Annotated in this window: 29 protein-coding genes and 1 tRNA gene; 21 read left to right on the forward strand and 9 right to left on the reverse strand. The window is 67.3% G+C overall.

Translation table 11 applies throughout. From position 1 onward, the window contains the following. Positions 1-34: 34 nt before the first annotated feature. The 3 genes from HDC94_RS14880 to HDC94_RS06965 are packed head-to-tail and all read left to right on the forward strand — an operon-like array spanning position 35 to position 3,883. On the forward strand, positions 35-2,044 hold the full coding sequence (locus tag HDC94_RS14880; protein WP_308495654.1) for an ATP-binding cassette domain-containing protein: 2,010 nt from the start codon (positions 35-37) through the stop codon (positions 2,042-2,044). Then, a complete protein-coding gene (locus HDC94_RS06960) occupies positions 2,020-3,588 on the forward strand; it encodes a hypothetical protein (protein ID WP_179496142.1) in 1,569 nt (522 codons plus the stop codon). Before HDC94_RS14880 ends, HDC94_RS06960 begins: the two co-directional genes overlap by 25 nt. Positions 3,589-3,625: 37 nt before the next feature. Beyond that, the gene (locus tag HDC94_RS06965) at positions 3,626-3,883 is read left to right on the forward strand and encodes a DUF3039 domain-containing protein (RefSeq protein WP_179496144.1); all 258 of its coding nucleotides are present in this window, start codon (positions 3,626-3,628) and stop codon (positions 3,881-3,883) included. 15 nt (positions 3,884-3,898) lie between these two features. Here the strand turns inward: HDC94_RS06965 and HDC94_RS06970 are convergent, their stop codons facing one another. After that, on the reverse strand, positions 3,899-5,191 hold the full coding sequence (locus tag HDC94_RS06970) for a nicotinate phosphoribosyltransferase (protein ID WP_179496146.1): 1,293 nt from the start codon (positions 5,189-5,191) through the stop codon (positions 3,899-3,901). 53 nt (positions 5,192-5,244) lie between these two features. On the opposite strand from HDC94_RS06970, the gene murI reads away from it, so the two are divergent. From murI to HDC94_RS07000, 6 genes are all read left to right on the forward strand, one after another. Further along, the gene (murI, locus tag HDC94_RS06975; RefSeq protein WP_179496148.1) at positions 5,245-6,090 is read left to right on the forward strand and encodes a glutamate racemase; all 846 of its coding nucleotides are present in this window, start codon (positions 5,245-5,247) and stop codon (positions 6,088-6,090) included. Positions 6,091-6,109: 19 nt separating this feature from the next. Then, on the forward strand, positions 6,110-6,838 hold the full coding sequence (rph, locus tag HDC94_RS06980) for a ribonuclease PH (protein WP_179496150.1): 729 nt from the start codon (positions 6,110-6,112) through the stop codon (positions 6,836-6,838). After that, positions 6,838-7,428 (forward strand): RdgB/HAM1 family non-canonical purine NTP pyrophosphatase, encoded by a 591-nt coding sequence (rdgB, locus tag HDC94_RS06985; protein ID WP_179496152.1) that lies wholly within the window; start codon positions 6,838-6,840, stop codon positions 7,426-7,428. The genes rph and rdgB overlap by 1 nt, the downstream gene beginning before the upstream one ends. A gap of 19 nt (positions 7,429-7,447) precedes the next feature. Continuing rightward, positions 7,448-8,695, forward strand: coding sequence for an Nramp family divalent metal transporter (locus tag HDC94_RS06990; protein WP_179496154.1), 1,248 nt, complete (start codon positions 7,448-7,450; stop codon positions 8,693-8,695). Between the two features lies 1 nt (position 8,696). After that, positions 8,697-9,356: a metal-dependent transcriptional regulator gene (locus HDC94_RS06995; protein ID WP_179496156.1), complete on the forward strand. Its 660-nt coding sequence runs from the start codon at positions 8,697-8,699 to the stop codon at positions 9,354-9,356. 96 nt (positions 9,357-9,452) lie between these two features. Further along, positions 9,453-9,989 (forward strand): HEAT repeat domain-containing protein, encoded by a 537-nt coding sequence (locus tag HDC94_RS07000; protein WP_179496158.1) that lies wholly within the window; start codon positions 9,453-9,455, stop codon positions 9,987-9,989. Here HDC94_RS07000 and HDC94_RS07005 read toward each other — a convergent pair. Next, complete coding sequence (locus tag HDC94_RS07005) at positions 9,973-10,404, reverse strand: rhodanese-like domain-containing protein (protein ID WP_179496160.1); 432 nt, start codon at positions 10,402-10,404, stop codon at positions 9,973-9,975. The genes HDC94_RS07000 and HDC94_RS07005 overlap by 17 nt on opposite strands. Before the next feature lie 96 nt (positions 10,405-10,500). Next, positions 10,501-11,226 (reverse strand): DedA family protein, encoded by a 726-nt coding sequence (locus HDC94_RS07010; protein ID WP_179496162.1) that lies wholly within the window; start codon positions 11,224-11,226, stop codon positions 10,501-10,503. 201 nt (positions 11,227-11,427) lie between these two features. On the opposite strand from HDC94_RS07010, the gene HDC94_RS07015 reads away from it, so the two are divergent. Further along, the gene (locus tag HDC94_RS07015) at positions 11,428-12,630 is read left to right on the forward strand and encodes a cation:proton antiporter (RefSeq protein ID WP_308495655.1); all 1,203 of its coding nucleotides are present in this window, start codon (positions 11,428-11,430) and stop codon (positions 12,628-12,630) included. On the opposite strand, the gene HDC94_RS07020 is transcribed toward HDC94_RS07015, so the two are convergent. Both HDC94_RS07020 and HDC94_RS07025 read right to left on the reverse strand, forming a co-directional pair. After that, the gene (locus HDC94_RS07020; RefSeq protein WP_179496164.1) at positions 12,627-13,601 is read right to left on the reverse strand and encodes a DUF368 domain-containing protein; all 975 of its coding nucleotides are present in this window, start codon (positions 13,599-13,601) and stop codon (positions 12,627-12,629) included. The genes HDC94_RS07015 and HDC94_RS07020 overlap by 4 nt on opposite strands. A gap of 325 nt (positions 13,602-13,926) precedes the next feature. Next, positions 13,927-14,008, reverse strand: a tRNA-Leu gene (locus HDC94_RS07025). A gap of 35 nt (positions 14,009-14,043) precedes the next feature. Here HDC94_RS07025 and HDC94_RS07030 point away from each other — a divergent pair. The 6 genes from HDC94_RS07030 to HDC94_RS07055 all read left to right on the forward strand — a co-directional run bounded on the left by HDC94_RS07030 (position 14,044) and on the right by HDC94_RS07055 (position 17,966). Further along, complete coding sequence (locus HDC94_RS07030; RefSeq protein WP_179496166.1) at positions 14,044-14,241, forward strand: hypothetical protein; 198 nt, start codon at positions 14,044-14,046, stop codon at positions 14,239-14,241. Positions 14,242-14,298: 57 nt separating this feature from the next. Further along, positions 14,299-15,522 carry a CpaF family protein gene (locus HDC94_RS07035; protein WP_179496168.1) on the forward strand — a complete coding sequence of 408 codons (1,224 nt, stop codon included), beginning with the start codon at positions 14,299-14,301 and terminating at the stop codon, positions 15,520-15,522. 137 nt (positions 15,523-15,659) lie between these two features. After that, positions 15,660-16,373, forward strand: a complete 714-nt coding sequence (locus tag HDC94_RS07040) for a type II secretion system F family protein (protein ID WP_308495656.1) — start codon at positions 15,660-15,662, stop codon at positions 16,371-16,373. Next, positions 16,370-17,299, forward strand: coding sequence for a type II secretion system F family protein (locus tag HDC94_RS07045; protein ID WP_179496172.1), 930 nt, complete (start codon positions 16,370-16,372; stop codon positions 17,297-17,299). Before HDC94_RS07040 ends, HDC94_RS07045 begins: the two co-directional genes overlap by 4 nt. Positions 17,300-17,325: 26 nt before the next feature. After that, positions 17,326-17,553, forward strand: coding sequence for a plasmid stabilization protein (locus HDC94_RS07050; RefSeq protein WP_179496174.1), 228 nt, complete (start codon positions 17,326-17,328; stop codon positions 17,551-17,553). Next, a complete protein-coding gene (locus HDC94_RS07055; RefSeq protein WP_179496176.1) occupies positions 17,550-17,966 on the forward strand; it encodes a type II toxin-antitoxin system VapC family toxin in 417 nt (138 codons plus the stop codon). Before HDC94_RS07050 ends, HDC94_RS07055 begins: the two co-directional genes overlap by 4 nt. A gap of 11 nt (positions 17,967-17,977) precedes the next feature. Here the strand turns inward: HDC94_RS07055 and HDC94_RS07060 are convergent, their stop codons facing one another. Continuing rightward, the gene (locus tag HDC94_RS07060; protein ID WP_218870498.1) at positions 17,978-18,895 is read right to left on the reverse strand and encodes an alpha/beta hydrolase; all 918 of its coding nucleotides are present in this window, start codon (positions 18,893-18,895) and stop codon (positions 17,978-17,980) included. 79 nt (positions 18,896-18,974) lie between these two features. On the opposite strand from HDC94_RS07060, the gene HDC94_RS07065 reads away from it, so the two are divergent. Next, the gene (locus HDC94_RS07065; protein ID WP_179496180.1) at positions 18,975-19,358 is read left to right on the forward strand and encodes a RidA family protein; all 384 of its coding nucleotides are present in this window, start codon (positions 18,975-18,977) and stop codon (positions 19,356-19,358) included. Positions 19,359-19,363: 5 nt separating this feature from the next. On the opposite strand, the gene HDC94_RS07070 is transcribed toward HDC94_RS07065, so the two are convergent. Further along, positions 19,364-20,662 carry a nucleotide disphospho-sugar-binding domain-containing protein gene (locus tag HDC94_RS07070; RefSeq protein WP_179496182.1) on the reverse strand — a complete coding sequence of 433 codons (1,299 nt, stop codon included), beginning with the start codon at positions 20,660-20,662 and terminating at the stop codon, positions 19,364-19,366. A gap of 37 nt (positions 20,663-20,699) precedes the next feature. Between HDC94_RS07070 and HDC94_RS07075 the strand changes: the two genes are divergently transcribed. Then, positions 20,700-21,335, forward strand: a complete 636-nt coding sequence (locus HDC94_RS07075; RefSeq protein ID WP_179496184.1) for a TetR/AcrR family transcriptional regulator — start codon at positions 20,700-20,702, stop codon at positions 21,333-21,335. Here HDC94_RS07075 and HDC94_RS07080 read toward each other — a convergent pair. Beyond that, a complete protein-coding gene (locus tag HDC94_RS07080) occupies positions 21,281-21,745 on the reverse strand; it encodes a BphX family protein (RefSeq protein WP_179496185.1) in 465 nt (154 codons plus the stop codon). The genes HDC94_RS07075 and HDC94_RS07080 overlap by 55 nt on opposite strands. Before the next feature lie 164 nt (positions 21,746-21,909). Between HDC94_RS07080 and HDC94_RS07085 the strand changes: the two genes are divergently transcribed. Then, entirely contained in the window at positions 21,910-24,087 is a 2,178-nt protein-coding gene (locus HDC94_RS07085) for a glutamine synthetase III (RefSeq protein WP_179496187.1), read from the forward strand. A gap of 51 nt (positions 24,088-24,138) precedes the next feature. On the opposite strand, the gene HDC94_RS07090 is transcribed toward HDC94_RS07085, so the two are convergent. Beyond that, positions 24,139-24,477: a YciI family protein gene (locus HDC94_RS07090; protein ID WP_179496189.1), complete on the reverse strand. Its 339-nt coding sequence runs from the start codon at positions 24,475-24,477 to the stop codon at positions 24,139-24,141. A gap of 307 nt (positions 24,478-24,784) precedes the next feature. Between HDC94_RS07090 and HDC94_RS14950 the strand changes: the two genes are divergently transcribed. Together HDC94_RS14950 and HDC94_RS07100 are read left to right on the forward strand one after the other, a co-directional pair. Further along, entirely contained in the window at positions 24,785-25,318 is a 534-nt protein-coding gene (locus HDC94_RS14950) for a DUF2716 domain-containing protein (RefSeq protein ID WP_179496191.1), read from the forward strand. A 65-nt stretch (positions 25,319-25,383) separates the two neighbouring features. Then, complete coding sequence (locus tag HDC94_RS07100; protein WP_179496193.1) at positions 25,384-25,563, forward strand: hypothetical protein; 180 nt, start codon at positions 25,384-25,386, stop codon at positions 25,561-25,563.

Consider the following 25,563-nt stretch of genomic DNA (forward strand, 5'->3'; position numbering starts at 1 on the left):
TTTCGCACGACAAGGGCATTGGTAGGTTTAACCGGTGGAAAACGCTGCTGAGTCCGGGTCCGGGAAGAAACCGCCGAAGAAGACTCCCGCGCGACCGGCAGCCGCAGCGCGCAAGCCCGCTGTTCCCCGTAAACCGACTCAGAGCGCTGCGGCCAAGGGTGCCGCGGCATCCACTGCCAAGCCCGCTTCCGGCGCGTCATCCGAGACGACGCCCACTCCTGCCGCCAAGAAGACCACTCCTCGCGCCAAGCCTGCTGCTGCCGCCGCACGCAAGCCAGCAACACCTCGCAAGCCTGCAGCCCCGCGCAAACCAGCCGCCCGCAAGCCCGCGACTCCTGCGAAGCGCCCATCCACGGCTGCCAAGGCCTCCGCTTCGCAGACCACGGCCGAGCAGACCACGGCCGAGCAGGCCGAGGTCATCGAGACAGCTGACGGTCTTGAGACACCCGAGGTGGAGGTTGCCGAGGCCGTAGAGGTCGAGGTCGCGACCACCGAGGCGGTGGATGCGGACGCCGATGACACTGTCGCCGAGGAAGCACCGGCCGAGGTCGCATCCGCTGAGGATGTGCCCGAGGAGGGCTTGCACGAGGAGGAGCCTTCCGCCGACGACATTCCAGGCGACGAGCCCGTCTCCGACGAACCCTCCGTGGAGGAGCCGGTCGTAGAGGAGGACGCCGCCGAGAAGGCTGGCGTTGCTGAGCCTCCAGCGGACGAGAAGCCCGCCCGTGGTGCGTTCACGGTGCCCAAGCTCACTGTCCCGAAGCTCGCGTTGCCCGGCCTTGCTCGCGCCTCCCGTGCTGTGTCCGCCCGGCTGAAGGGCGAGACCGCCCCGGCAGAGACGCCCGCGGCCGAGGCATCCGTCTCCGAGGCCACGGAAACCGAAACCACTGAGACCGAGCAGACTGAGACCGAGCAGACCGAGACCGAGCAGACCGAGACCGAGCAGACTGAGCCTGAAAAGGCGGAGACCGACGAGGCTGAAGTCGAGATCGTCGAGTCGGAGATCTCCGAACTCGAGAGTGACGCAGCAGCCGAAGCCGAGTCCGACACGGAACTCGATGCTGCGGACAACGCGGACGCGAAGGCAGAATCGCCCGAGCCCGAGCCCGAGCCCGAGCCCGAGCCCGAGCCCGAGCCCGATGCCGATGCCAAGCCCGTCGCGCCCGCGAAGCCCAAGGCAGCCCGGGGTCGCCCGACGAAGGCAGCCTCGTCGAAGATTCAGCCCAAGAAGGCCGTCGTTGAGAAGGTCGAGCCAGCCGTCGTTGCCCCGAGGCCGGAGATCGCCGACGCGGTGCTCTCCGTGCGAGGGCTCACCAAGCGCTATGGCTCAACGCTCGCCGTCGACTCGATCGACCTGGATGTCCCGGCCGGAGTGATCTACGGCATCGTCGGCCCCAACGGCGCGGGCAAGACCACCACCCTCTCGATGATCACCGGCCTGCTCCGCCCGGACTCTGGCACCGTGACGGTGCACGAGGCTGACGTGTGGAAGGACCCTGTCGAGGCCAAGCGGCAGATGGGTGTGCTGCCCGATCGCCTCAGGCTCTTCGACCGCCTCACGGGCTCGCAGCTCCTGTACTACTCCGGTGTGCTGCGCGGTCTGACCGGCCCGGTCACGCGCAAGCGATCCGACGATCTCGCCAAGGCCTTCGGGCTCGAGGAGGCGCTCTCGCGGCTCGTCGGCGATTACTCCGCTGGCATGGTCAAGAAGATCGCGCTCGCCGCGGCGATGATCCACTCGCCGCGCCTTCTCGTGCTCGATGAGCCGTTCGAGTCCGTCGATCCCGTATCAGCGGCCATGGTCACGGACGTACTTCGCAGCTATGCGGCGGCCGGGGGAACCGTTGTTCTTTCGAGCCACAGCATGGGGCTGGTGGAGCGCACATGCGACTACGTTGCCGTCGTGGTCGGCGGTGCGATCCTCGCGGACGGCACCGTCGAGGCCGTGAGTGGCGATCGATCGCTCGAGGAGCGCTTCGTCGAGCTGGCAGGTACCGTGACTCCGCAGGAGGGCATCGAGTGGTTGCACAGTTTCTCCGACTGAGGATCTCGACGCTCGGCAACATCCTGCGCCGCCCGCCGCTTCAGGCCTTCGGTCTGATCGTCGGATTCCTCGCAGCCGTCGCTCTCGTTTTCTTCCTCGCCGGTGTGATCGCCTCGCTGCGCGACGGCTCCGCGGACATCGCGCGTGCCGTGATCATCGCCATCGGCTCGGCAGTGCTACTGGCGTTCGCGGTCGCCCCGCTCGCCTTTGGGGCGGATGACGCGCTCGAGCCGAGACGGTTCGCGCTGCTCGGTATCCCCGTCACCAAGCTCACTCTGCTCCTCTCCCTCGCGGCGCTCGTGAGCATCCCGATCGTGTCGGTTGCCGTGCTCGCGGTCGCGCAGGTCGTGGCGTGGAGCCGCGACGGGGGACCGGTGGGGCTTGCGCTCCTCGTCGTACCGATCATCGTCGCGACGTGCGTGCTGCTGGGTCGGGTCGGCTCAGCGATAGCCGCCCGCTACCTCTCCACCCGCCGCCGCCGGGAGGCCGCCGGACTGGCGGTCTTTGCCCTCGTGGTGCTTCTCGCGCCGGTCTCGGCAGTCCTGGCGACCGTCGATTGGGGCAGCCAGGGCCTTCCCATCATCCGTCGCATTGCCACCGTCGCCACATGGACCCCGTTCGGTGCTGTCTGGAGTGTGCCGGGGGATGCCGCGATCGGCCGCATGCCCGATGCGCTGGCCAAACTCGCCATCGCCGTCGCCTTCGTCGTGGTGCTCGCGGTTGCCTGGCGGGTGCTCGTCGGCAGGATGCTCGTCACACCGCGACTGCGTGAGAGCCGGAGGCCCTACCGCGGTCTCGGATGGTTCGGCGCGCTCCCGGCGACCCCGTTCGGTGCCGTGGCGGCCCGAAGCCTGAGCTACTGGAGCCGTGACTCCCGGTACCTCGTGGCCATCGCTGTAGTGCCCGTGGTTCCCCTCATCATGATCGGCACGCTCGCGATTGCGGGCATCCCGACGGACGTCATCCTGTGGCTACCGGTTCCGATCATGTGCCTGTTCCTCGGCTGGTCGGTTCACAACGATGTCGCCCAGGATTCCACGGCGTTCTGGTTGCACCTCTCGACGAGCACGGCAGGCAGTGCGGACCGCTTGGGTCGCATCATCCCGCCCCTGCTCATCGGCATTCCCCTCATCGCCATCGGCACCGTCGGTACGTCGTGGATCGTCGGAAACTGGACCGTGCTGCCCGCACTGATCGGCCTCTCCGTGTGCGTGCTGCTGACGGCGCTCGGGGTGGCGAGCGTCACCTCGGCCGCCCTGCCCTACCCGACGATCCTGCCGGGGGCGAGCCCCTTCGCGCAGCCGCAGGCCGCCAGCGGGGCGGGTGCCGCCGTGCAGGCGTTCTCCCTGCTGATCCCGATCGCGCTCAGCGCCCCGGTCATCTGGCTCATCGTGCTTGGGGCCGCAGATCCCCACCAGTACGGAACGGCTCTCGCCGCAGGGCTCACGATCGGGTTCGTCGCCGTCGTCTTCGGCGTGCTGTGGGGCGGCCGAATCCTCGACAAGCATTCCCCCGAACTCCTCGAGTTCACGCTCCAGAACTAGCAGGGGATGTCGCATCCCAGCGCCGTAAACTGGTCGCATGGCTGACACGGACCACACCGGCGGCGGCACCGACACGCTCGACCGCGAACTGCAGGAGCTGCTCACGCGCGAGGTCGTCGAGGAAGGCGACCACGAGCGGTTCTCGCACTACGCCCCTAAGAACGCGATCATGGAGTCCGCCCTCACCGGCAAGCCCGTGCGCGCCCTCTGCGGCAAGCTGTGGACGCCGGGTCGCGACCCGCAGAAATTCCCCATCTGCCCGACCTGCAAAGAGATCTACGAGACGCTCGAGTAGCCGCAACCTGGGGCGTCAGCCGACGTAGACCGTCGGGATCGCCGGTTCACCGCGTCCCAGACGAAGGGCATCCGCCGGCAGTTCCGCGAGTGATTCGGCACAGTGTTCGCGAGCCCTGAGGGTGCCGTCCGCGCCCCGATACTGCTCGTCGATCACGCCCTCCCGGAGCAGCGGCACGAGCAACTCGCGACCGGTCGTGGGCTCCGCATCGTCGCCGATCCTGATGGTCTCTGCCACTGCGGTGCCATCGACGAGCGTGCGCACGGGGGACTTGCGGCCGCCGACGGTTGCCTTGGCCGCGGACTTCTTGGCGACGGGGATCCACTGGCCAGCGTCATCCCGATGCGCGACGAGCTTGTAGACGAATCCGGATGCCGGGTGCCCTGAGCCCGTCACGACCGAGGTTCCTACGCCATAGGAGTCGACCGGTGCCGCCCGCAGGGCCGCGATCGTGAACTCGTCGAGATCGTTCGTGACGGTGATGCGCGTGTTGGTGGCACCGAGGGCATCCAGCTGCGCGCGCACCGCGGCGACCTGCACGGGCAGGTCGCCGGAGTCGATGCGCACAGCGCCGAGGCCCGGACCGGCCACCTTGACGGCAAGTTCAACCCCGTGCTCGATGTCGAACGTGTCCACGAGCAGGGTGGTGCCGGCACCCAGTGCGTCGACCTGGGCCTGGAACGCCTCCTCCTCGGAGTCGTGCAGAAGTGTGAACGAATGTGCGGCGGTTCCCATGGTCGGGATGCCCCAGTTCCTGCCAGCCTCGAGGTTGCTGGTGGCACCGAATCCCGCGATGAATGCTGCGCGCGCCGCGGCGACGGCGGACCGCTCGCCCGTTCGACGCGAACCCATCTCGGCGAGCGGGCGACCCTCGGCGGCAGAGACCATCCTGGCGGCGGCGGAGGCGACAGCGCTGTCGTAGTTGAGCACGCTGAGAGCGAGGGTCTCGAGGATCACGGCCTCGGCGAACGTGCCCTCCACGACGAGAATCGGCGAGCCGGGGAAGTACGCCTCGCCCTCGCGGTAGCCATGGATCGAGCCGGAGAACCGGAAGTCGGCGAGCCAGTCGAGGGTGTCCGGCCGCACCACGGACTGGGCGCGCAGCCACTCCAGCTCCGGGTCGCCGAAGCGGAAGCTCTCGACGGCATCGAGCAGCCGACCCGTGCCCGCGACCACCCCGTAGCGGCGCCCCTCGGGGAGCCGTCGGGCGAACACCTCGAACGCGCACTCGCGTTCGTGCATCGCGCTGCCGATCGCCGCATCGATCATGGTCAGCTCGTAACGGTCGGTGAGAAGCGCGGTGCTCATGCCGACAAGGATAGGCCGCATGCCCTCGGGCCCCCGAGGATAGGCTTGGTGGAATGAGTGACGCACCGATCGGAGTCTTCGACAGCGGCGTCGGTGGACTCACGGTCGCGCGGGCCATCATCGACCAGTTGCCCCACGAGTCGATCCTGTACGTCGGCGACACGATCCACTCTCCCTACGGCCCGAAGCCGATCGCGACGGTACGCGAGTACGCGCTCGCCGTGATGGACGACCTGGTCGCGCAGGGCGTGAAGGTGCTCGTGATCGCCTGCAACACGGCGTCGGCCGCGATGCTTCGGGATGCCCGGGAGCGCTTCACCGATGGTTACGGCATCCCCGTGGTCGAGGTGATCCAGCCAGCCGTGCGCGCCGCGGTTCGGCAGACCCGCAATCGGCGGGTGGGCGTGATCGGAACCACCGGAACGATCAAGTCGAAGGCCTACGAGGATGCGTTCGCCGCGGCATCCGACCTCGAGCTCGTCACGCAGGCCTGCCCGCGTTTCGTCGAGTTCGTCGAGGCGGGCATCACGAGCGGCCCGGAGCTGTTCTCGGTGGCCGAGGAGTACCTCGCCCCGCTCAAGAGCGCTGGCGTCGACACGCTCGTACTCGGCTGCACGCACTATCCGCTCATGTCCGCCGCCATCCAGTACGTGATGGGGGACGACGTCACGCTCGTCTCGAGTGCCGAGGAGACGGCGTTCGACGTCTACCGAACGCTCGTGCAGCACGGCATCGAACGGCAGGCACCCGCAGCACCCCGCTACGATTTCGAGGCGACGGGACCGGACAAGGACGCCTTCAAGAAGCTGGCATCCCGATTCCTCGGCCCCGAGGTCGTGCGTGTGGACACCTTCGATACCGGGGCGATCTCGCTGCCGGGCCAGGACAGACGACCATGAACATCACGAGGAGTTCCCTATGACCAGGGCTGACGGACGCGCGGCGAACGAGCTGCGACCAGTGACGATCGAGCGCGGCTGGAGCGACCAGGCGGAGGGCAGCGCGCTCATCTCGTTCGGCCGCACCAAGGTGCTGTGCACCGCAAGCTTCACCAACGGCGTTCCGCGCTGGTTGGCGGGCAAGGGCAAGGGCTGGGTGACGGCGGAGTACGCGATGCTGCCGCGGTCCACCAACGACCGCATGGATCGCGAATCGGTCAAGGGCAAGATCGGCGGGCGCACCCACGAGATCTCCCGTCTGATCGGACGCTCGCTGCGCGCGGTCGTCGACACCAAGGCGCTCGGCGAGAACACACTCGTGATCGACTGTGACGTGCTGCAGGCAGATGGCGGAACCCGCACCGCCGCGATCACGGGTGCCTATGTGGCGCTCGCGGACGCGATCGAGTGGGGACGCACGAAGGGCTTCATCGGCAAGAACGCGAAGCCGCTCATCGACTCGGTTGCGGCGGTGAGCGTCGGCATCATCGACGGCGAGCCCCTCCTCGACCTCGCGTACGTCGAGGACGTGCGCGCGGAGACGGACATGAACGTCGTTGTTACAGGGCGCGGACTGTTCGTCGAGGTGCAGGGCACCGCGGAGGGTGCCCCGTTCAACCGCCGCGAGCTCGATGCCCTGCTCGACCTCGCCGTCGGTGGCGCGGTCGACCTCACGGCACTGCAGGTTCAGGCGCTGGCGGGCAGCTGATGAGCCCGACGCAGATCGTGCTGGCGACGCACAACGCGCACAAGGTCGTCGAGCTGACGCGCATCCTCGGGCCTGCGCTCGACGGACTCGAACTCGTGGCGTACGACGGGCCAGAGCCTGTCGAGGATGGCGCGACCTTCCAGGAGAACGCGCTCATCAAGGCGCGCGCCGCCGCTGCGCACACGGGTCTCCCCGCGATCGCGGATGACTCGGGCATCTGCGTCGACGCGCTGGGCGGAGCCCCTGGCATCCACTCGGCTCGCTACGCCGGCACCCGCGTCGACACCGACAACGTGGCGCACCTGCTCGCGCAGTTGGGTGACTCGACCGATCGCGCGGCGCAGTTCGCGTGCGCCGCGGCCTTCGTGGTCGGCGACGAGGAGTGGGTGGAGCTCGCGCTCTGGCCAGGCACGGTCCTCATCGAGCCGGTCGGCGGCGGCGGGTTCGGTTACGACCCGATCTTCAAGCCCGAGGGACTCTCGGTGAGCGCAGCCGAGCTCCGCCCCGACGAGAAGAATGCGATCAGCCATCGCGCCCAGGCCTTCGCCCTTCTCATGCCGCACGTGCGCACTCGCCTGATCGAGGGCTGACGCGCGGTAAAGTTTCGGTGTGCCGAAACTTGTGTCGACGGATGCCACGCCCCGCCCCCGCGCGCGTGCAACGCTCCTCCTCCTCGGCCCGGCCTTCGTCGCCGCCATCGCCTACGTCGATCCGGGTAACGTCGCGGCCAACCTCACCGCAGGCGCCCGGTACGGTTACCTGCTGCTCTGGGTGCTCATCCTCGCGAACGCGATAGCAGTGCTCGTGCAGTACCAGTCGGCCAAGGTGGGGATCGTCACCGGTCGTAGCCTCCCGGAGATCCTCGGCGAGCGACTGCCGACCGCCCCTCGCCGCCTCTACTGGGTGCAGGCCGAGCTCGTGGCCGCGGCCACCGATATCGCCGAGGTACTCGGTGGGGCTATCGCGCTGTACCTGCTGTTCGGGCTGCCACTGCCGCTCGGCGGTCTCATCGTCGGCATCGCCTCGATGGTTCTTCTCTCCGTTCAGTCGCGACACGGGCAGCGGTCGTTCGAGATCATCGTTGTCACGCTGCTGGGCGTGATTGTCGTGGGGTTCGTGAGTGGCCTGCTGTTCTCCGGCATCGACCCGGCGGAGGCCGCACAGGGCATCATCCCGCGGTTCCAGGGCGCCGATTCCGTGCTGCTCGCCACGAGCATGCTCGGCGCAACCGTGATGCCCCACGTCATCTACCTGCATTCCGCCCTCGCCCGCGACCGGCACGGGGTGGACCACGAGCCGGGCGCCATTCGAGGCCTCCTGCGCGCCACCCGGTGGGACGTCGGTGCGGCGCTTCTGATCGCGGGAGCTGTCAACATCTCGATGCTGCTGCTCGCGGCATCCGCCCTGCGGGGCATCGACGGAACCGACACGATCGAGGGCGCTCACGCTGCCGTCGTGGCCACGCTCGGGCCGGTGGTGGGCGTCATCTTCGCGATCGGGCTGCTCGCCTCGGGGCTGGCCTCCACGAGCGTCGGCACCTACGCGGGCTCGGCGATCATGGGCGGCCTGCTGAAGGTGCGGGTTCCATTGCTGTTGCGGCGCGTGGTCACCCTCGTGCCCGCGCTCGTGATCCTGCTGATCGGCTTCGACCCGACCCAGGCGCTCGTACTGAGCCAGGTCGTGCTGAGTTTCGGAATCCCCTTCGCGCTCGTTCCGCTCGTGTGGATCGCGAGCTCACGCAGGGAGATGGGGGAGTTCGTCAATCCGCCGTGGCTTCGCATTGCGGGCTGGGTGTCCGCCGCGCTCATCAGCGTGCTCAACGTGCTGCTCATCGTGCTCGTCGTGACCGGGGCCTGACATGGCGACCAGCCCGAGCGCCATCGAGGACTACGTCAAAGTGATCTACGCCCACACCGAGTGGCAGTCGACGCCGATCACGTCGTCGGTGCTCGCGGCGCGGCTGGGGCTCGCGGCATCCTCGGTCACCGAGATGGTGAAGAAGCTCGTGGCCCGCGGCCTTGCCCTCCACGAGCCGTACGGCGCGATCGAGCTCACGCCCGCGGGGGAGGAGCTGGCACTGCGGATGCTGCGCAGGCACCGGCTCATCGAGACCTGGCTGGTCGAGCAGCTCGGCTACCGGTGGGACGAGGTGCACGACGAGGCGGAGGTGCTTGAGCACGCGATCAGCGACCGGCTCCTCGACGCCCTTGATGACAAGCTCGGCAACCCCGTGCGCGACCCGCACGGCGACCCGATCCCGTCCCGCGACGGCGTGATCCAGCGTCCGGATGCCACGGGCCTCGGTGATCTTGCGCCCGGGTCGCGCGGCACCGTCGTGCGCATCAGCGACCGGGACCCCGCGGTGCTCCGCCACCTCGACGCTGAGGGTGTCGTGCTCGACACCGTCCTCGAGGTGGTCGCCGTCACTCCCGACGCCCTGACGGTGACCTTCACCGGCGCAGAACTTCAGCTGTCTCCCGACGCGGTCGCGTCGATCTGGGTCTCACCTCTGCCATAACCCCGCTGAGGTAAGCCGATTGGCCCTGAAACGGCCGGCGGCAGGGGCCGATCGGCTTACCTCGGGTTCTCGTTCAGCCCGTAGAGTGGCATCCCGATGAGTACCGACGACACCAGCAACACCACCGACCTGGACGCCCCGACCGAGCAGCGCATTGCCGCAGCCGTAGCCCGCTGGGGTGAGCGTGAGGTGATCGAGCGGTCTGTGGCCCTGATCGGTGGCCTCAGCGCTGGCGACGAGTTCCTTCTCGCCGTTGGTGGACGCCACGCCGAGGGTGTGCTCAAGGGTGCACCCGTGCTCTACTGGCCCGAGCTGTGGGGCACACGAGCCCTTCTCTATGTGTGGGACGACTCCGCGGCCGACGCGGTCGGCGTCGCACTGCAGAACCAGGCCTGGCGCGTGCGCGAGATGGCTGCCCGGGTGGCTGCTGCCCGTGGGTTGCCGCTCGCGGTACCGCTCGCCGAGTTGCTCACCGACGATGTGGCACGCGTGCGGGCGGCGGCGGCGCGGGCGCTCGGAGCAGTGGGTTCTGTGAGCGACGAGGCGGGCATCCGTCAGCTCCTCAAGGACAAGGACGTCGACGTGCGCCGTGCCGCGGGTCAGGGCCTCGCAGCGCTCAGCAGTCGCAGCTGATCGCGTTCACCGGTGAGGTGAGTTCGTCGACCGGGCGGTGCAGGTGGCCGCTATCCGTCAGGACGGGCATACCCTCGCGAGCCCAGTACTCGAACCCGCCGATCATCTCGCGCACCGCGTAGCCGAGCTTGGCGAACTCGATCGCCGCCTTCGTCGCCCCGTTGCACGCCGGCCCCCAGCAGTAGACGACCACGGGCGTGCCAGCGGGAACGAGCTCAGCCGCCCTCGAGGCGATCTGAGCCGTCGGAAGGTGCACTGCACCCTCGGCGCGACCCTGGTTCCACGCGGCATCCCCACGCGTGTCGATGAACGCGAACGTGTCACCGGCGAGCTGGGCGGCACGCACGTCGGACGGGTCGGTCTCGAAGCGGAGCTTGGCCTCGAAGTGGGCGAGGATGGCGGCGGTGTCGGTCATGGCATGACCCTAGCCAGCGGCATCCTCTCGAACCGCCCCGGCGCCCGGAGTTGGCGGACGCTCGCCGAATCTCTGGCGGAATCTTGCCGAAACGGGCTAGTCGTCGAGCTTCTGGTCGAAGTCCTTGGGCTCGAGGGAGAGCTTCTCGGCCTCCTCGTCAGTGATCGTGCTTGAGCCGCGACGGCGCGCCTTGCGGCTCGCCTGAATGTAGTGGAACGCCGTCGGAACGACCGCGAGCAGTACGGCACCGATGAGGATGATGTCGATGTAGTTGCGCACGAAGTCGCCGAGGATCGGAACGTACCCGAGAAGGTAGCCAACGTAGGTCAGGCCCGCACCCCAGATGAAGGCGCCGATCGCGTTGTAGAGGGAGTACTTGCGGTAGCTCATGTGGCCGACACCCGCGGCGACGGGGGCGACCGTGCGCACGATCGGGACGAACCGCGCCAGGATCACAGCAAGACCACCGAAGCGCTCGAAGAAGCGGTTCGTGCGCTCGACATTCTCGACCGAGAGCAGGCCGGTCTCCTTGCGCTCGAAGATTCGTGGACCCGCCTTATGGCCGATCAGATACCCGACCTCGCCACCGAGGAACGCCGCCAACCCGATGAAGATGCACACCCACCAGATGTCGAAACCGATGCCCGGGTAGAACGCGACGAGTCCCGTGATGATGAGCAGGGTGTCGCCCGGGAGCAGGAATCCGACGAGCAGGCCCGTCTCGGCAAAGATGATCAGGCAGACCACCAGCAATGCCCACGGCCCGGCGCCCTGAATGATGCCCTCGGGATCGAGGAAAGGAATGAGGGCCGTAGGTACCAAGGGCGAGGCTCCAGTCGTCGGTTGCCGGTGGGTCAATCGGCGGCAGATGTGTTCTCACAGAGTACCCGGTGAGAGCTGGGCGCCAGCAAAATGGGCACACGCGACACGGCGACCCCTGGGCGGTTCACGCCGTCAATCGCTTGGGTGCATCATGGGTGGTGATCGACCGAGTGACCGGTCGGCAACGAGGGGAGACAGCCCGTGATCCTTGCCTTCGGCATCGTGCTGCTCGCGGCCATCCTCATCTCGGGGATCGCCCACCGAACCGTGTTGTCGACGGCGGTGCTCTTCCTCGTGGCAGGCTTTGTACTCGGGCAGGGCATGGTCGGCGTGATCGGTCTCGAGGCCGGCGACCCCCAAGTGAGTGAACTGTCGCAGATCGCCCTGTTTGTGGTCCTCTTCACCGACGGTCAGCGACTCGGCATCCGTGATCTAGCACGAGCATGGCGGCTGCCCGGTCGCGCTCTCCTGCTCGGGATGCCGCTCACGTTCGTCATCACTGCCGTGCTGGGGGTCTGGCTCCTGGGTCTGCCTTGGCTGGAGGCCCTGCTCGTTGCCGCAGTTCTTGCTCCCACCGACCCTGTCTTCGCCTCGGCGATCGTCGGTCGGACGGAGATTCCGGCGCGCATCCGTGGGCTGCTCAACGTCGAGTCGGGACTCAATGACGGACTCGCGCTCCCTGTTGTGCTCGTCCTCATTGCGGCGGTCGGTGGTCCGGAGGTGGAGCCGCTGGTTCTCACGCTCGAGCTCGTCGGAGGCGTAGTGCTTGGGGTCGCAGTGCCCCTGCTGGTGTCCTGGATGCTGCGCATCCGCTTCCTCGCCGCGACGCCGCTGTATGCATCGCTCGGACCTGTGGCCATCGCGATCATCATCTACGGTGTCGCCACTCTCACGGGAGCCAACCTCTACCTGGCGGCGTTCTCCGCGGGAATCACCCTCGCCAGCGCGGCTCCAGACATGCGTGACGCCTTCATCGAGTACGGCGAGTACATCGCGGAGATCGTCAAGCTCCTGGCGATCTTCGTGTTCGGCGCGCTGATCTCGCCCGCTCTTCTCGGCGATGTTCCGATCCTCGGGTACGTCTTCGCGGTACTGGTTCTCGTGATCGCGCGGCCGGTGGCAGTCGAAGTCGCCCTAATCGGCAGCAAGCTACCGTGGGAGGAACGGGCCACCGCGGCGTGGTTCGGCCCGAAGGGGTTCGCCTCCGTCCTCTACGGGCTTCTTGTGCTCGAGAGTGGCAATCCTGACGCCGACTATCTCTTCCACATCATCGTGGTCGCTATCTCACTGTCGATCGTCGCGCACTCCTCGACGGATGTGCCGATCGCCGGGTACTTCGCTCGGCTCGAACGGGAGGACGCAGACCGCACCCCGGATCGCGTCAGCGGGGTCGAATCCCGCTAGGTGTGGGTCTCCTCGTCGGCGTCCCAACCATCGGGAACGGGATCGCTCACGACATCGGCGTTCATGAGCCGGCGTCTCACAAGCAGAGATTCGAGACCGATGATGGCGAGGACAACGACGGCACCGATCGCGAAGAGCCCGACAGCGGCGAGTGCGTCGTCGCCAGGCGGTCGGAGTTCGCTGTCGGCGCTCTGCCATGGCCACAGGGCGCGGAGCGAGCCGAGCATGAGCCCCGTGATCACGACAAGGGTGAGTCGGCGTTGGTTCGCCAGAAGCCATTGCAGCGCAGAGACGAAGAGACCAAGGCCGATGATCGCCCCCAGCGCGAATGCCCCGAGGTAGGCCAAGTTCCTGTCGTTGACCGCGGCGAGCGTCGGGGCGTACATGCCCACGGTGAGGAGCAGGTAAGAGCCGGAGACCCCGGGCAGCACGAGGGCACACACGGCGAAAGCGGCGGCGAGCGCGACGATCGGAAGCGAGGGGTCGGCATCAGCCGCTGGGGGGAGCCCGGTGAGAATGAACGCGGCGACCGCGGCGGCCAGAGCAATGGCCGCCTCGTGGGGACGCCACGCTCCGCCCACCATGCGAATCGGTACGATGAGGGATGCGGCGATCAGCCCGGCGAAGACGGCGCGGGTGGCCACCGGCTGCTCCTCGAGGAGAGGGGCCAATAGGCGAGCTCCGACGACGATCGCCACGAGCATCCCCACACCAACCGGGAGCAGTACACCCCATCGGACAGATCGGAAGTGTGCGGCCGCACGGGACACGCCCCTCCCGCGGGTACCGTCGCCGATAAGTCGGGCGATCCCTCGCGCGAGATGCCCAGCGCCGTCGATCAGGGTGTCGTAGACGCCGACGATGAGGGCGATCGTGCCGCCGCTGACACCGGGCACGATCTCGGCGGCGCCGATCAGGCCGCCGCGAACGAGGTCGAGGGTGGGGCGAACGAACGAGGCGACAGAAGGCATTCGGACTCCAGATCGAGGGCGCGGCGGCCCGGGGAGGGGTTCGGATGGATTTCGTCGAGGGTACTCGGTGCGGCTGGGCTGGGGCTGGGATGCTCGACGGATGCTCGGGGCGCGAGACTGCAGTTGTGGCTAGTGGTCGCGGGGGTTTGCGGGAGGAAGCGCGTAGTCGCGCGGTGGTGCGGAAGGCGGGACTTGAACCCTCCCCACCCAGCCGCCGCCACAGCGCTTCGCGCTGCGTCGGACTGCGGGGTGGGGGCCCCGAGACGGTTCGCGCCCGCCGTCAGAACTGAATGCCACCGTGCCCTGTGGGCGCGCTGTCATTCGGTGCGGAAGGCGGGACTTGAACCCGCACGCCCTAGAGCACAGGAACCTAAATCCTGCGTGTCTGCCAATTTCACCACTCCCGCTGGCCGAACCAGCTTAAGGCGTAGGCTGCTGTGCCATGAGCACCGTCGAGCGAGCGAGCGCAGTCGTTGCCGACCACTTCGACCGCCGCTGGCTCGTCTGGGTCGTCGGAATCGTCGCCCTCCTGATCGGTTTGATCGTCGGATACGCGCTCCCGTCCGGCGCAGCGGGCTTCGGTGCGAGCGCCAGCCTGAACGGTGTCGGCAGCAGCGAGATCCGCCAGGGTGGCCGCTAGCACCACGCCTGTGGACAGGCACGCGGCATCCGATTGCGGCTGTCACACACTGTGGGCATGCCCACTGCGCACCACCTGATCGCCGAGCGAGTTCGCGAGCGAGTGCGCCGCGACGGGGTGCTCCTCGACCATCAACTCGCCACGGACTACGTGCGCGAGGAGGTGCGCAGGTACACCGAACGTGCGCTCGGCGGAGCGGGACCCCTCCTCGCCGACGAGGCGCTCGCCGAGCGCGAGATCGTCGCGAGCCTCACGGGTCTCGGCGTGCTCCAACCGCTGATCGACGATCCCGACATCGAGGAGATCTGGATCAACTCGCCGGGTGCCGTGTTCGTCGCACGCGGGGGAGTGGCCGAGCTCACCGGCATCCGCCTGCCCGAGCACGGCACGCGTGACCTCGTCGAACGGATGCTCGCCAGCACCGGTCGCAGGGTTGACCTGAGCTCGCCCTTCGTCGACGCGTCGCTGCCCGACGGGTCGCGGCTACACGTCGTGATCCCGGATGTCACGAGGCGCGACTGGGCCGTCAACATCCGCAAGTTCAATCGAGGCGTGCGTGATCTCGGCGCTCTCGTCGCGCTTGCCTCGATCACGCAGCAGGCGGCAGAGTTCCTGCGGATGTGCGTGCTCGCGGGCCTCACGATCCTCGTGTCCGGGGCGACACAGAGCGGCAAGACGACCATGCTGAACGCGCTGCTTGCCGCGGCACGACCGACCGAGCGCGTGATCACCGTGGAGGAGACGTTCGAGCTTTCTGTCGCCGGGCGTGACTGGGTGGCACTTCAATGCCGCCAACCCAGCCTTGAAGGAACGGGCGAAATAACGCTGCGCAGGCTCATCAAGGAATCACTGCGCATGCGGCCCGACCGCCTCGTCGTCGGCGAGGTGCGCGAGGCCGAAGCCCTCGACCTGCTTATCGCGCTCAACTCGGGCCTACCTGGAATGTCGAGCATCCACGCCAACAGCGCGCGGGATGCCCTCGCCAAACTTGGCACGCTGCCCCTGCTCGCCGGGCGGAACATCGACGCTGGCTTTGTCGTGCCCGCGGTCGCGTCGACCATCGACATGGTCGTGCATTGCCGGCTCGAGCGTGGTGGTCGTCGTCGAGTGGTTGAGATTGCTGCGCCGACGGGTGTGGTGCGTGGTGGCGTGGCGGAGGTGGAGCGCGTATTCGCGACGCACGGGGATCGGCTGGAGGCGACCGGCATCCATCCCACCCGGCTGTCGAAGTTCGGGGCGTCCGGCTTCGACCCGGCGTCCGTGCTGGGGAGGCCGCGGTGAGCGTCGTTCTCGGCTTGACACTCGCCGCGGGGCTCCTGCTGGTTGCGTCGCCGTGGCTGTGGCCGAGACATTCGCATTCGGCACCGCGACAGCCCAACCTGCTCAGACAGCGGCTGAATCAAGCCGGCCTTCCCGGTGTGAGCGTAGGCGTGGTCACGGCCGTGTGCGGCACTCTCGCACTGGTCGCGGGCGCGGCCGCACAGGCGCTGATTGGAGTGGTGCCGCTGTCGCTCGCCCTGGCAGGCGTTGCTGGACTCGCCCCGCTCGCGGTGATCGGTTCGCGGGCCAGAGCTCGCCGTCGTGCGAGCCGGGCGGTGTGGCCGGACGTCGTTGACCTGCTCGTCTCGGCAGTGCGGTCGGGGCTCGCGCTGCCGGAGGCCCTGGCATCCCTCGCGTCGTCTGGGCCGGACGATACGCGTGTGGCTTTCGTGGAGTTCGCTGCCCGCTACCGATCGACGGGCAGTTTCTCGCTCGCCGCCGACGAACTCAGGCATCGCCTCGCCGATCCGGTGGCCGACCGCCTCGTCGAGACCCTGCGGATGGCCCGCGAGGTGGGCGGCGCCGAGCTGCCGGGCATCCTGCGCGATCTGGGCACGCAGCTTCGACGGGAGGCCGCGATCCGCTCCGAGGTCGAGGGCCGCCAATCGTGGGTCGTGAATGCGGCGCGACTCGGCGTCGCCGCGCCGTGGGTCGTCCTGCTGCTGCTGGCTACGCGCCCCGAGGCGGCCACGGCCTACAACTCCCCACAAGGTGTGGCCCTCGTCGTTGGCGGCATGCTCGTCTCGACCATCGCGTACCGCCTCATGTTGCGGGTCGGCAGGCTCCCAGAGGAGCGGCGGTGGTTCGCGTGACGGATTCATCGTGGTGGGCGATCATCACGGGCACCACACTGGGCCTCGGGCTCTGGAGCCTCGCGAGCCTCATCCCCAAGCTCGCCCAGCCGCGGTTCGCGCGCCGTATCGCTCCCTACCTTCAGGATGTCTCGCAGGGAGCCCGCGACATGCTGCAACCACCGTCGCCCGGGCCGGCTCCCGCGCTGGCGCTGCTGGTGCGCCCCGTGTTCGATCCACTTCGTCGCGCGCTCGGGGCGCTGCTGGGGAACGTCGAGGTCATCGAGCGTCGACTCCGCCAAGCAGGCTCCGGGACAACAATCGAGGCTTATCGAGGGCAGCAGGCTCTCGCGGTGATCGTCGGTCTCGCAGCTGGTTCTCTCGGTGCTGCTGTCGCCGGAGCTGCGGGTCCCGCTGCGCAGGTCGTGCTCGTCGCCACCGGCGCAATCGCGGGAGTCCTGACGCGGGATGCCCTCCTCCAGCGCGCGGCGAAGCGCCGACTCGCACGGCTCACGGAGGAGCTTCCCGTCGTGCTCGAGTTCCTCGCGCTCAGCCTCTCGGCAGGCGAGGGCATCCTCGACGCCCTTCGGAGGGTCGCGCGAGCGGGGTCCGGCGAGTTGGCGGCGGAGTTCTCGGGTGTGCTTGCGACAGCGGCTACTGGCATCCCGCTCTCCGAGGCTCTCACTCGGCTGGCCCACGACCTGGACCTGCCGCCCCTCACGCGCTGTGCCGAGCAGGTCATCGCGGCGCTGGACCGAGGCACTCCGCTGGGCGAGGTCCTCCGAGCCCAGGCGCAGGACGCACGGGATGACGCCCGCCGCCAGCTCCTCGAATCCGCGGGCCGCAAGGAGATCGCGATGCTCTTCCCGTTGGTGTTCGGGGTGCTCCCTGTGACGATCGCGTTTGCGGTCTTCCCGGGGATCTTCGTGCTCCAGATTGGACTGTAGTGCTAGCATTGCTAGCGGGAGGAAACGTGGCAGCGATCACCGTGAGAAATCTGGATGACGACGTTCAACGCCGCCTCAAGCAGCGTGCCGCAGTGAACAACCGCTCGATGGAGGCAGAAGCGCGGGCTATCTTGAGCGCAGCAGTGGCGCCGGCGTCCTTTGTCGATTCCTGGCTGGCGCTGTCGTCGGAGTTTCGCGGCGTCGAGCTTGAGCTGGACGAGCGAACTCCTTCGCGTGAACTCGATCTGTCGTGATCGTCCTCGACACCAATGTGCTCTCCGAGCCCCTTCGAGCCGCACCCAACCCTGCAGTCATGAACTGGCTGGCGGTCAACCCCGTCGCGATAGTGACCGCCATATCGGTCGGCGAAGTGCTCAGTGGTGTGGCCCGAATGCCGGACGGAAACCGTAAGGCACGCCTCGCGCTCGCCATTGACGCGGCCATCGCGCACGCCGATGTGCTGCCGTATGACGCTGAGGCCGCTCGGGTCTTCGGGGACGTACACAGCTCCCGTCGGCTGATGGGTCGCCCGCTCTCCGTGGAGGACGGGATGATCGCCGCGATCTGCATTTCGCGCAACGCGACGCTTGCCACCCGCAACGTCAAGGATTTCGTCGGGCTCGATCTTGAACTGGTGAACCCTTGGGGCGACGACCGCGAAGCGTAGCGTTGGCACATCTACGCGGTGGCCTCCACGATTGCCGCCGCCACAACCTCCAGCACCTCCGGGTCCCACGTGAGCGCTGTGTTCCAATCCGCGCCGATCGCGTTGGAGGTGAAGATGCTGTGGGTGCGCTTGAAGCTGTGCGTAGCGCGGTGGGGGAGCACGGCATCCGATACGCCGGTTGCGAGGGCGCTGGACTCGGAGACGAAACCGTCGTGCGGCCAGTACTTGGAATCTCCGTCCGCGCTGAAGTAGGTCGCGCCGAGGAGCGTCACCGGTATGCCGTCGAGCACTCCGGCCTGCGCTTCGTTCCAGCCACCCTCGCCCATGAGGTAGCGCGTCGTCACCTGCTGGGCCGCACCGACAGGGAGGGTCTCGGCGCGCTTCTTGAACTCGGTCACGACCATCTCGGTGAAAGCGTCGGCCGCGCAGTCGGCGAGCGTGGCATCCCCGATCACGAAGTCGCCCACGAGCGAACCGGCCCATGGGGTGCCGAGGGTGGTGAGTGACAGCACCCGCACGGGGGAGTCCGTCGACTTCAGCACGCGGATCGCGGCGCGCGAGAACAGGCCGCCCATCGAGTGCGCGACGAGGTGAACGGCCGAAACGCCGTACTCGGAGTGCAGGTAGCCGAGGAACCGCGCGAGATGCTCGCCCGCCAGGTCGATGTCGCCGGTCGAGTTGACGGTCATGATGTCGGGCAGGGTCACGGGCATCCCGCCGAAGGCTCCGAAACCGCCCTGCTCGATGACGGGCCCGCGCGCGTTCATGGCGGGGGACGTGTACACAGCGTGACCGCGGGCGAGAAGGAACTCGCGCAGGGCGGTGTCGGTGTTGCCCGCCGCGAGGCCGGTCGCACAGGCCTGTGTTGGCGTCGTGAATGGACTGACCGCGTCCCCACCGGAGACGATCACCACTGCCGTTGAAGTCATGCGCGTTCCCCTGTCATCGTGCCAACGACGACACACTAGCGCCGCTAGGCTAACGAGTCCGCCATACGAGAGGACCACCATGTCGCGTCGCCTGATCAGCTCCGGTTCACCCTTCGAGGAGACCATCGGATACTCCCGAGCCGTCGTTGACGGCGACTGGGTCTTCGTCTCGGGAACCACCGGATACGACTACGCCACCATGACGATGTCCGAGGATGTCGCGGAGCAGGCCGCGCAGTGCCTCCGCAACATCGGGGCTGCACTGGCCGACGCCGGCGCAACCTTCGCGGACGTCGTTCGTGTGCACTACCTGCTGCCCGACGGCAACGACTTCGAGGCCTGCTGGCCGGCACTCCGCGAGGTCTTCGGCGACGTTCGACCCGCCGCGACCATGATGCAGGTTCCCCTCATGGACCCGGCAATGAAGATCGAGATCGAGGTCACGGCGCGAATCCAGGGCTGATCAGTTCAGGACCCCCGGACGAGCGCTTTCAGTTCGCCCTCGATCAGGTCGATGGTGTCCAGTCGTCCGATCGCTTCGGAGAGTTCAGCCGCCCGCGAGCGGAACGACTTCTCGGTCAGCACGCGGTTCACCGCGCTCGCCACCGCGGCAGCGTCGGGTCGCCCTGTCCTCAGGTCGACGCCCACGCCAGCCCAGGCGACCCGCGCGGCCACCTCTGGCTTGTCCTCAGTGTCTCCGGCGACGACGACCGGCACCCCGGCGCGAAGGGCCTGGAGCACCCCTCCGAAACCGCCGTTCGTGACGACGACGTCGCAGAGGGGGAGCAACTTGTCGTACGGGAGGTAGTCCGCCACGCGCACGTTGGGCGGCAGGGTGCCCAACGGCGCGAGACTCTCGCGACCTCGTCCTCCCAGCGTCACGACGACCAGGGGTGCGTCGGCCCGATGAGAACCGAGAGCCTCTACAGTCGGGCCGATGAGGCGCGAGAGGTCCACGTTGTCGATCGTGCCTTGGGTTACGTGAACGACGGGGCGGGTCCCGTCGAGTTCCGGCCACCACTCGGGCACGGCTGTTGCGCCGGGCGTCGAGGGCACGGGTCCCACGAAGCGCGTGGAGGCGCCGAGGTCCCGTCGGGGGTACTCGAGTTCGGCGGGGGTCAGTTGCAGGAACCTGTCGAAGGAGCGCGAGACATCCATGATCGATCCAGGGATGCTCACTACCCCGAGTTCCGCGAGGATGCGCTTGGCCAACGCGTGCGTCTCCCGGAAGAACACCCGATTCGCGAGCCAGCCCAGGAATCGGTTGCGGAGGCGGCCGACGGCGCCGGGCAGGGGAGCGAGTCCCATGCCGAATGGTGCGACGTCTGCGCTCGACTGGCTGAGAGGTGTCACGCCGACGCCGACGATCGGCGGGCGGGGGGCGCTCCCGAACAGGAGTGGCGTGACCCCGGCAAACGCGCCGTCCACGAGGATCGCGTCCGGAACGACGTTGATGAGTGCAGCCTGCACGCTCGCGAACTGGTCGGGGATCGTTGCGACGAAGATGCTCTTGATGTCGTACTGCGCCCTCGCGATGCCTCGGTAGCGGTTGCGGTCCGGCAGATACGTGTCGGCGTCCCGATCATCGAAGTCGGCGATCCCCTGGAGCGCGCGAAACTCCAGTCCGGCATCTCGAGCCTGCTTCTCGAAGCGTGATCCGGTGAGGAGCACAACCCGGTGTCCGCGTTGAACAAGGGCGCGTCCGATGCCCAGCACGGGCATGACGTGTCCGTGCACGGGAGTCGAGCAGAGCAGGAAAGTGGACACTGGGCTCCTTGTTGGCTGAACTGGTACTCTAATCAATATGGATGCGCCCCGCCGATACCACTCGCCCGTGCGGGATGCAGAAGCGGCACGTACCCGCGGACTCATCGTGGATGCCGCAGCCGCGTTGTTCGCACGTGACGGCTATGCCGCGACGCCCATGAAGGCCATCGCGACCGAAGCGGGGGTGTCCGTTCAGTCGGTGCATCTCGCCGGACCGAAGTCGGCACTCATGCTGGCCGCATTCGAGCGCACGTTTGCGGGCGACGAGGGTCGCCACTCGCTCACCGAGCGTCCCGTGCTGGCGGCGATCCTTGAAGAGCCCGATCTCGATGTGGCCATGCGCGCGTACGTCGACTTTCTCACTGAGGCCAATCAGCGGGCGGCGCCGGTGTGGTCCGCGTTCCGTGCCGCGGCCGACGCGGACCCCGCCGTTCGCGAGCTCTACGTGGATATCGAGGAGCGCAGGATGCGGGACATGCGCCTGGGTGCGGCGTGGGCGGTGTCGAGAGGGCTCGTGCCCGAATCCGGCGCCGGGCGCGCGGCCGATGTGCTCGCGCTCATCACCGGGCCGGATACTTTCCTGCATTTCGTTGGCAACTGTGGGTGGTCGCTCGAGGACTACAGGGCTTGGGTTGCGCGGTCGATCAGGGTGTTGCTCGACTCGGGCGCCTGAGGCGCAAGGCGGGCCGCTCGCCTGACGATGATCATTCCGCTCACGATGATGGCAACGTGGAGCGCCACGAAGACGAGATTGGTGATGATCGAGTACCCGCTGGCAATCATGTAGAGGTCGTGGCCGATGCCGCGAATCATGGAGAAGGCCACGAGCAGCCAGACGAGTGGCGCGTATCGCGCTGGACGCATCGATGCGACGGCGATGAGGAAGGCGCCGAGCACGATCTCCTCGAGGCCGAACATGAACAGGTAGTCGAGAAATCCGTCCCACGCGGGACCCCCCTTAGCTCCGTCGAATCCAGGCACGAGGGTCTCGACCCGCCCCGAGTTGATGCTGGGGATGAACGTCACCCCCAGTGCCAGATAGATCAGTCCAACGATCCGAAACCACCATGCAAGAGTTTTCATGCGAGCAGAGTACCATTCATTAGATTTATGCTCTAGTGAATATCGTGGATAACATGATTTCGCTGGACATTTCCCCGAAACATCCTCGGTACATCACGTCCCTAGCCTGAGGCGAAGGACGCCACTCGTGTTGTGGGCCAACGTCCCAACCCGAGGGATGAAATATGAGCGGAAACAACGTCAGGCGGCAGGCGATCACCGACGTGGAAGCCTATGTGCCACCCACCGTGAGCTTCGACCCGAGCGAGGCACCCGGGGCGATCTTCGGCGAGAACGTCTTCAGCAAGACGGTCATGCAGAAGCGTCTGCCGAAATCGGTGTACAAGTCCGTGATCGCCACGATCGAGAACGGCGAAACCCTTGACCCGCTGGTGGCCGATGCCGTGGCATCCGCCATGAAGGACTGGGCGCTCGAGAAGGGCGCCACCCACTACGCGCACGTCTTCTACCCGCTCACCGGCCTCACCGCCGAGAAGCACGACAGCTTCTTCGAGCCCGTCGGCGACGGCACCGCGCTCGCCGAGTTCGCGGGCAAGACCCTCGTGCAGGGCGAGCCCGACGCATCCAGCTTCCCCAACGGCGGTCTGCGCAACACGTTCGAGGCCCGCGGTTACACCGGGTGGGATGTCACGAGCCCCGCCTACGTGCTCGAGAACCCGAACGGCAACACCCTCTGCATCCCGACCGTCTTCGTCTCGATGACGGGTGAGGCGCTCGACCACAAGACCCCGCTGCTCCGCTCGCAGCAGGCGATGGGTCGACATGCCACGCGCATCCTTGAGCTCTTCGGTCACACCAACCTCAACAACGTCGTCGCGTTCTGCGGGCCGGAGCAGGAGTACTTCCTCGTCGACCGCCACTTCTTCCTCGCGCGCCCCGACCTGCTCAACTCCGGCCGCACGCTGTTCGGCTCGAAGCCGCCCAAGGGCCAGGAGTTCGACGACCACTACTTTGGCGCCATCCCCGAGCGCGTGCTCGGCTTCATGATGGACACCGAGCGCGAACTGTTCAAGCTCGGCATCCCCGCCAAGACCCGGCACAACGAGGTCGCGCCGGGCCAGTTCGAGATCGCGCCGATGTTCGAGCGCGGCAACGTGGCATCCGACCACCAGCAGCTGCTCATGACGACGTTCAAGACGATCGCCAAGAAGCACGGCATGGAGTGCCTCTTCCACGAGAAGCCGTTCCAGGGCGTCAACGGTTCGGGCAAGCACGTCAACTTCTCGCTCGGCAACAACGAGCTCGGCAGCCTCTTCGTCCCGGGGGACACCCCGCACGAGAACGCGCAGTTCCTGGTGTTCTGCGCTGCGACGATCCGGGCCGTGCACCTGTACGGCGGGCTGCTGCGGGCATCCGTGGCATCGGCGTCGAACGATCACCGCCTCGGCGCGAACGAGGCCCCGCCGGCGATCATCTCGATCTTCCTCGGTGACCAGCTCGCCGACATCTTCGACCAGATCGCGAAGGGTTCGCTCAGCTCGTCGAAGGGCCGCGGCACGATGAAGATCGGCGTCGACACCCTGCCAGAGCTGCCGACCGACCCGGGCGACCGCAACCGCACGAGCCCGTTCGCCTTCACGGGTAACCGCTTCGAGTTCCGTGCGCCGGGTTCGCTGCAGACCGTCGCGGCGCCCATGGTCACGATCAACACGATCATGGCCGACTCGCTCGACTACATCGCCACGAAGCTCGAGGCGGATGTCGCGGCCGGAGCCGACTTCGACGAGTCCGTGCAGAAGATCCTCACCGAGATCATCACCGAGCATGGCGCGGTCGTCTTCAACGGTGACGGATACTCCGACGCCTGGCCGATCGAGGCGGAGAAGCGTGGCCTCAAGAACCTGAAGACGACGCTGGATGCACTGCCCGAACTCATCACGGACGAGGCCATGGCCCTCTTCGAGAAGTACGGGGTGTTCAACCACCGCGAGATGCACAGCCGCTACGAGATCGGACTGGAGCAGTACGCGCTCACCATCGAGGTGGAGGCACGCCTCACCCTCGAGATGGGTGCAACGGTCATCCTCCCGGCGGCGGTTCGCTACCAGACGGAGCTCGCCAAGAACGTCGCAGCCCTCAAGGCGGCGGGGGTGGATGCCGACACCTCAGCGCTGTCCGAGGTGAGCGGTCCCATCGCTGACCTGAAGGCCGCGCTGGCCACCCTGCGCGCGGGAGTCGAGGCAGAGGCGGGCGACACCGCACTCGCGGAGGCTCAGCACGCGGCATCCGACCTGCTGCCAGCGATGCTCGCGGTTCGCACCGCGGCCGACAAGCTCGAGGACATCGTGGCCGATGACCTCTGGCCGCTCCCGACCTACCAGGAGATGCTCTACATCCTCTAGGTGCTCAAGCAGCCGGTGGCCGACGGGAACGGTCGGCCACCGGCGTACCTCTTAGCTCGCGGGGTCGTACCCGAACTCGCGAAGTTCCTGCGCACAGTGGCACGCTGTTGCGACCTTCGCGGCCCATGCCACGGCGTCCTCGCGAGTGGGAAGCTCAAGCACGAGGAAGCCGCCGGTGACTCTTGACCCCGGGTAGGTTTCCGAGGCGACTGCGCCGTCAGCGCTCACCAGCACGGGAACCACGCTCTCGTCGATCCCACCGCCGAAGACGTAGACGCCCGCGGCCTTCGCCTCCTCGATCATCGCGTGGCTGTCAGCAGAGACGATTGGGTACTCCTCCTCCGTGAGTACGAGTGCTTCGGCCGGGAACGAGATGAGGTACTTGGTCATGGGTCGATTGTTGCCTGCAGCTATTGGGTGAGCAAGACATCGGGCTTGCGCTCTCCTTCTATTCCGTCCTAGGCTCGCTAGCCTTTGACCCCACCCAAGGCGCGTCTACCCGGTAAAGGCGCGTCCGGCCCGCAGCCTGGCGAGGGTGGCAGCCCGTTCGAGCCGGGCTGGGGCCTAGGGGTGCCCTTCGCTGCGGGAGTTGGTCGGCACCCCGTCCCTGGCGGTGGACTGAGTGTCCGTTACGTACGCCGCGACCACAAATACGTATGGCAGCTTGCGGCGAAACGCCAAGGCATAGCCTTGTCGCATGATCGGAGCATGGAACCGTCTCGAGGAGCAGGAGTATCGAGCAGTGTGGGACGAGTTCTATAGCCGCTTCCAGTTTGTGCCGAGCGGAGGCAGGCCCGAGCGGGCTATCAGGGAACCATCGCCGTCAGTGACATTCGACATTAGCCAAGTATGGGACGCCTCGCGCCCAGGCCATTCGGACGCGGCAATCAGGGCCGTCGACGCCTCTGCACGGCGCGCATTCCTTGCTGGATTCGGTGAAGACGTCGAATTACTCATCCTCGACTGGCAACATGACGCGTTTCGACTCAGGCCAGGAGATGAGGTTCCCGCCCCGACAGGAGGGGACGGTTTTCCTCTGCTTCCAACCGTCGTGCCAGACGGGGACTACTACATATACGCGACCCTGGACCTGGCCGAAGGAACCTTCGGACACCCGTGGGAGGAATCTCTGTGTGTATTCGGCCCAATCATGTCGCGGACTCTCGGAGCCGAGCTGCGCACGTGGCTGCCTGTCTTGCGAGAGCAACGCGACGGCCAGCCCATCGGGTGAAGGTCTCCTGCCTCCGCTGTGGATAGTTCCGAAGGCGTTGTCTGTGGCTTCCGCAAGATATCCGGATGACGAAAAGCCTTCGTACATCAATCCATGAGTTCGCGAAAAGCGACCGCGGTGACGTGCCCGGCTGGGTGCTCATCACCCTCATGACTGCAGGCCTCGTTGTGCTGATCTGGGCCGCCGCTGGCCCCGCGCTCACGGCCGTCTTCGAGCAGGCCATCGAACGCGTCACCGGGTTCTGA

The sequence above is a fragment of the Leifsonia sp. AK011 genome (genome assembly GCF_013410945.1).
Classification (GTDB): Bacteria; Actinomycetota; Actinomycetes; order Actinomycetales; family Microbacteriaceae; genus Rhodoglobus.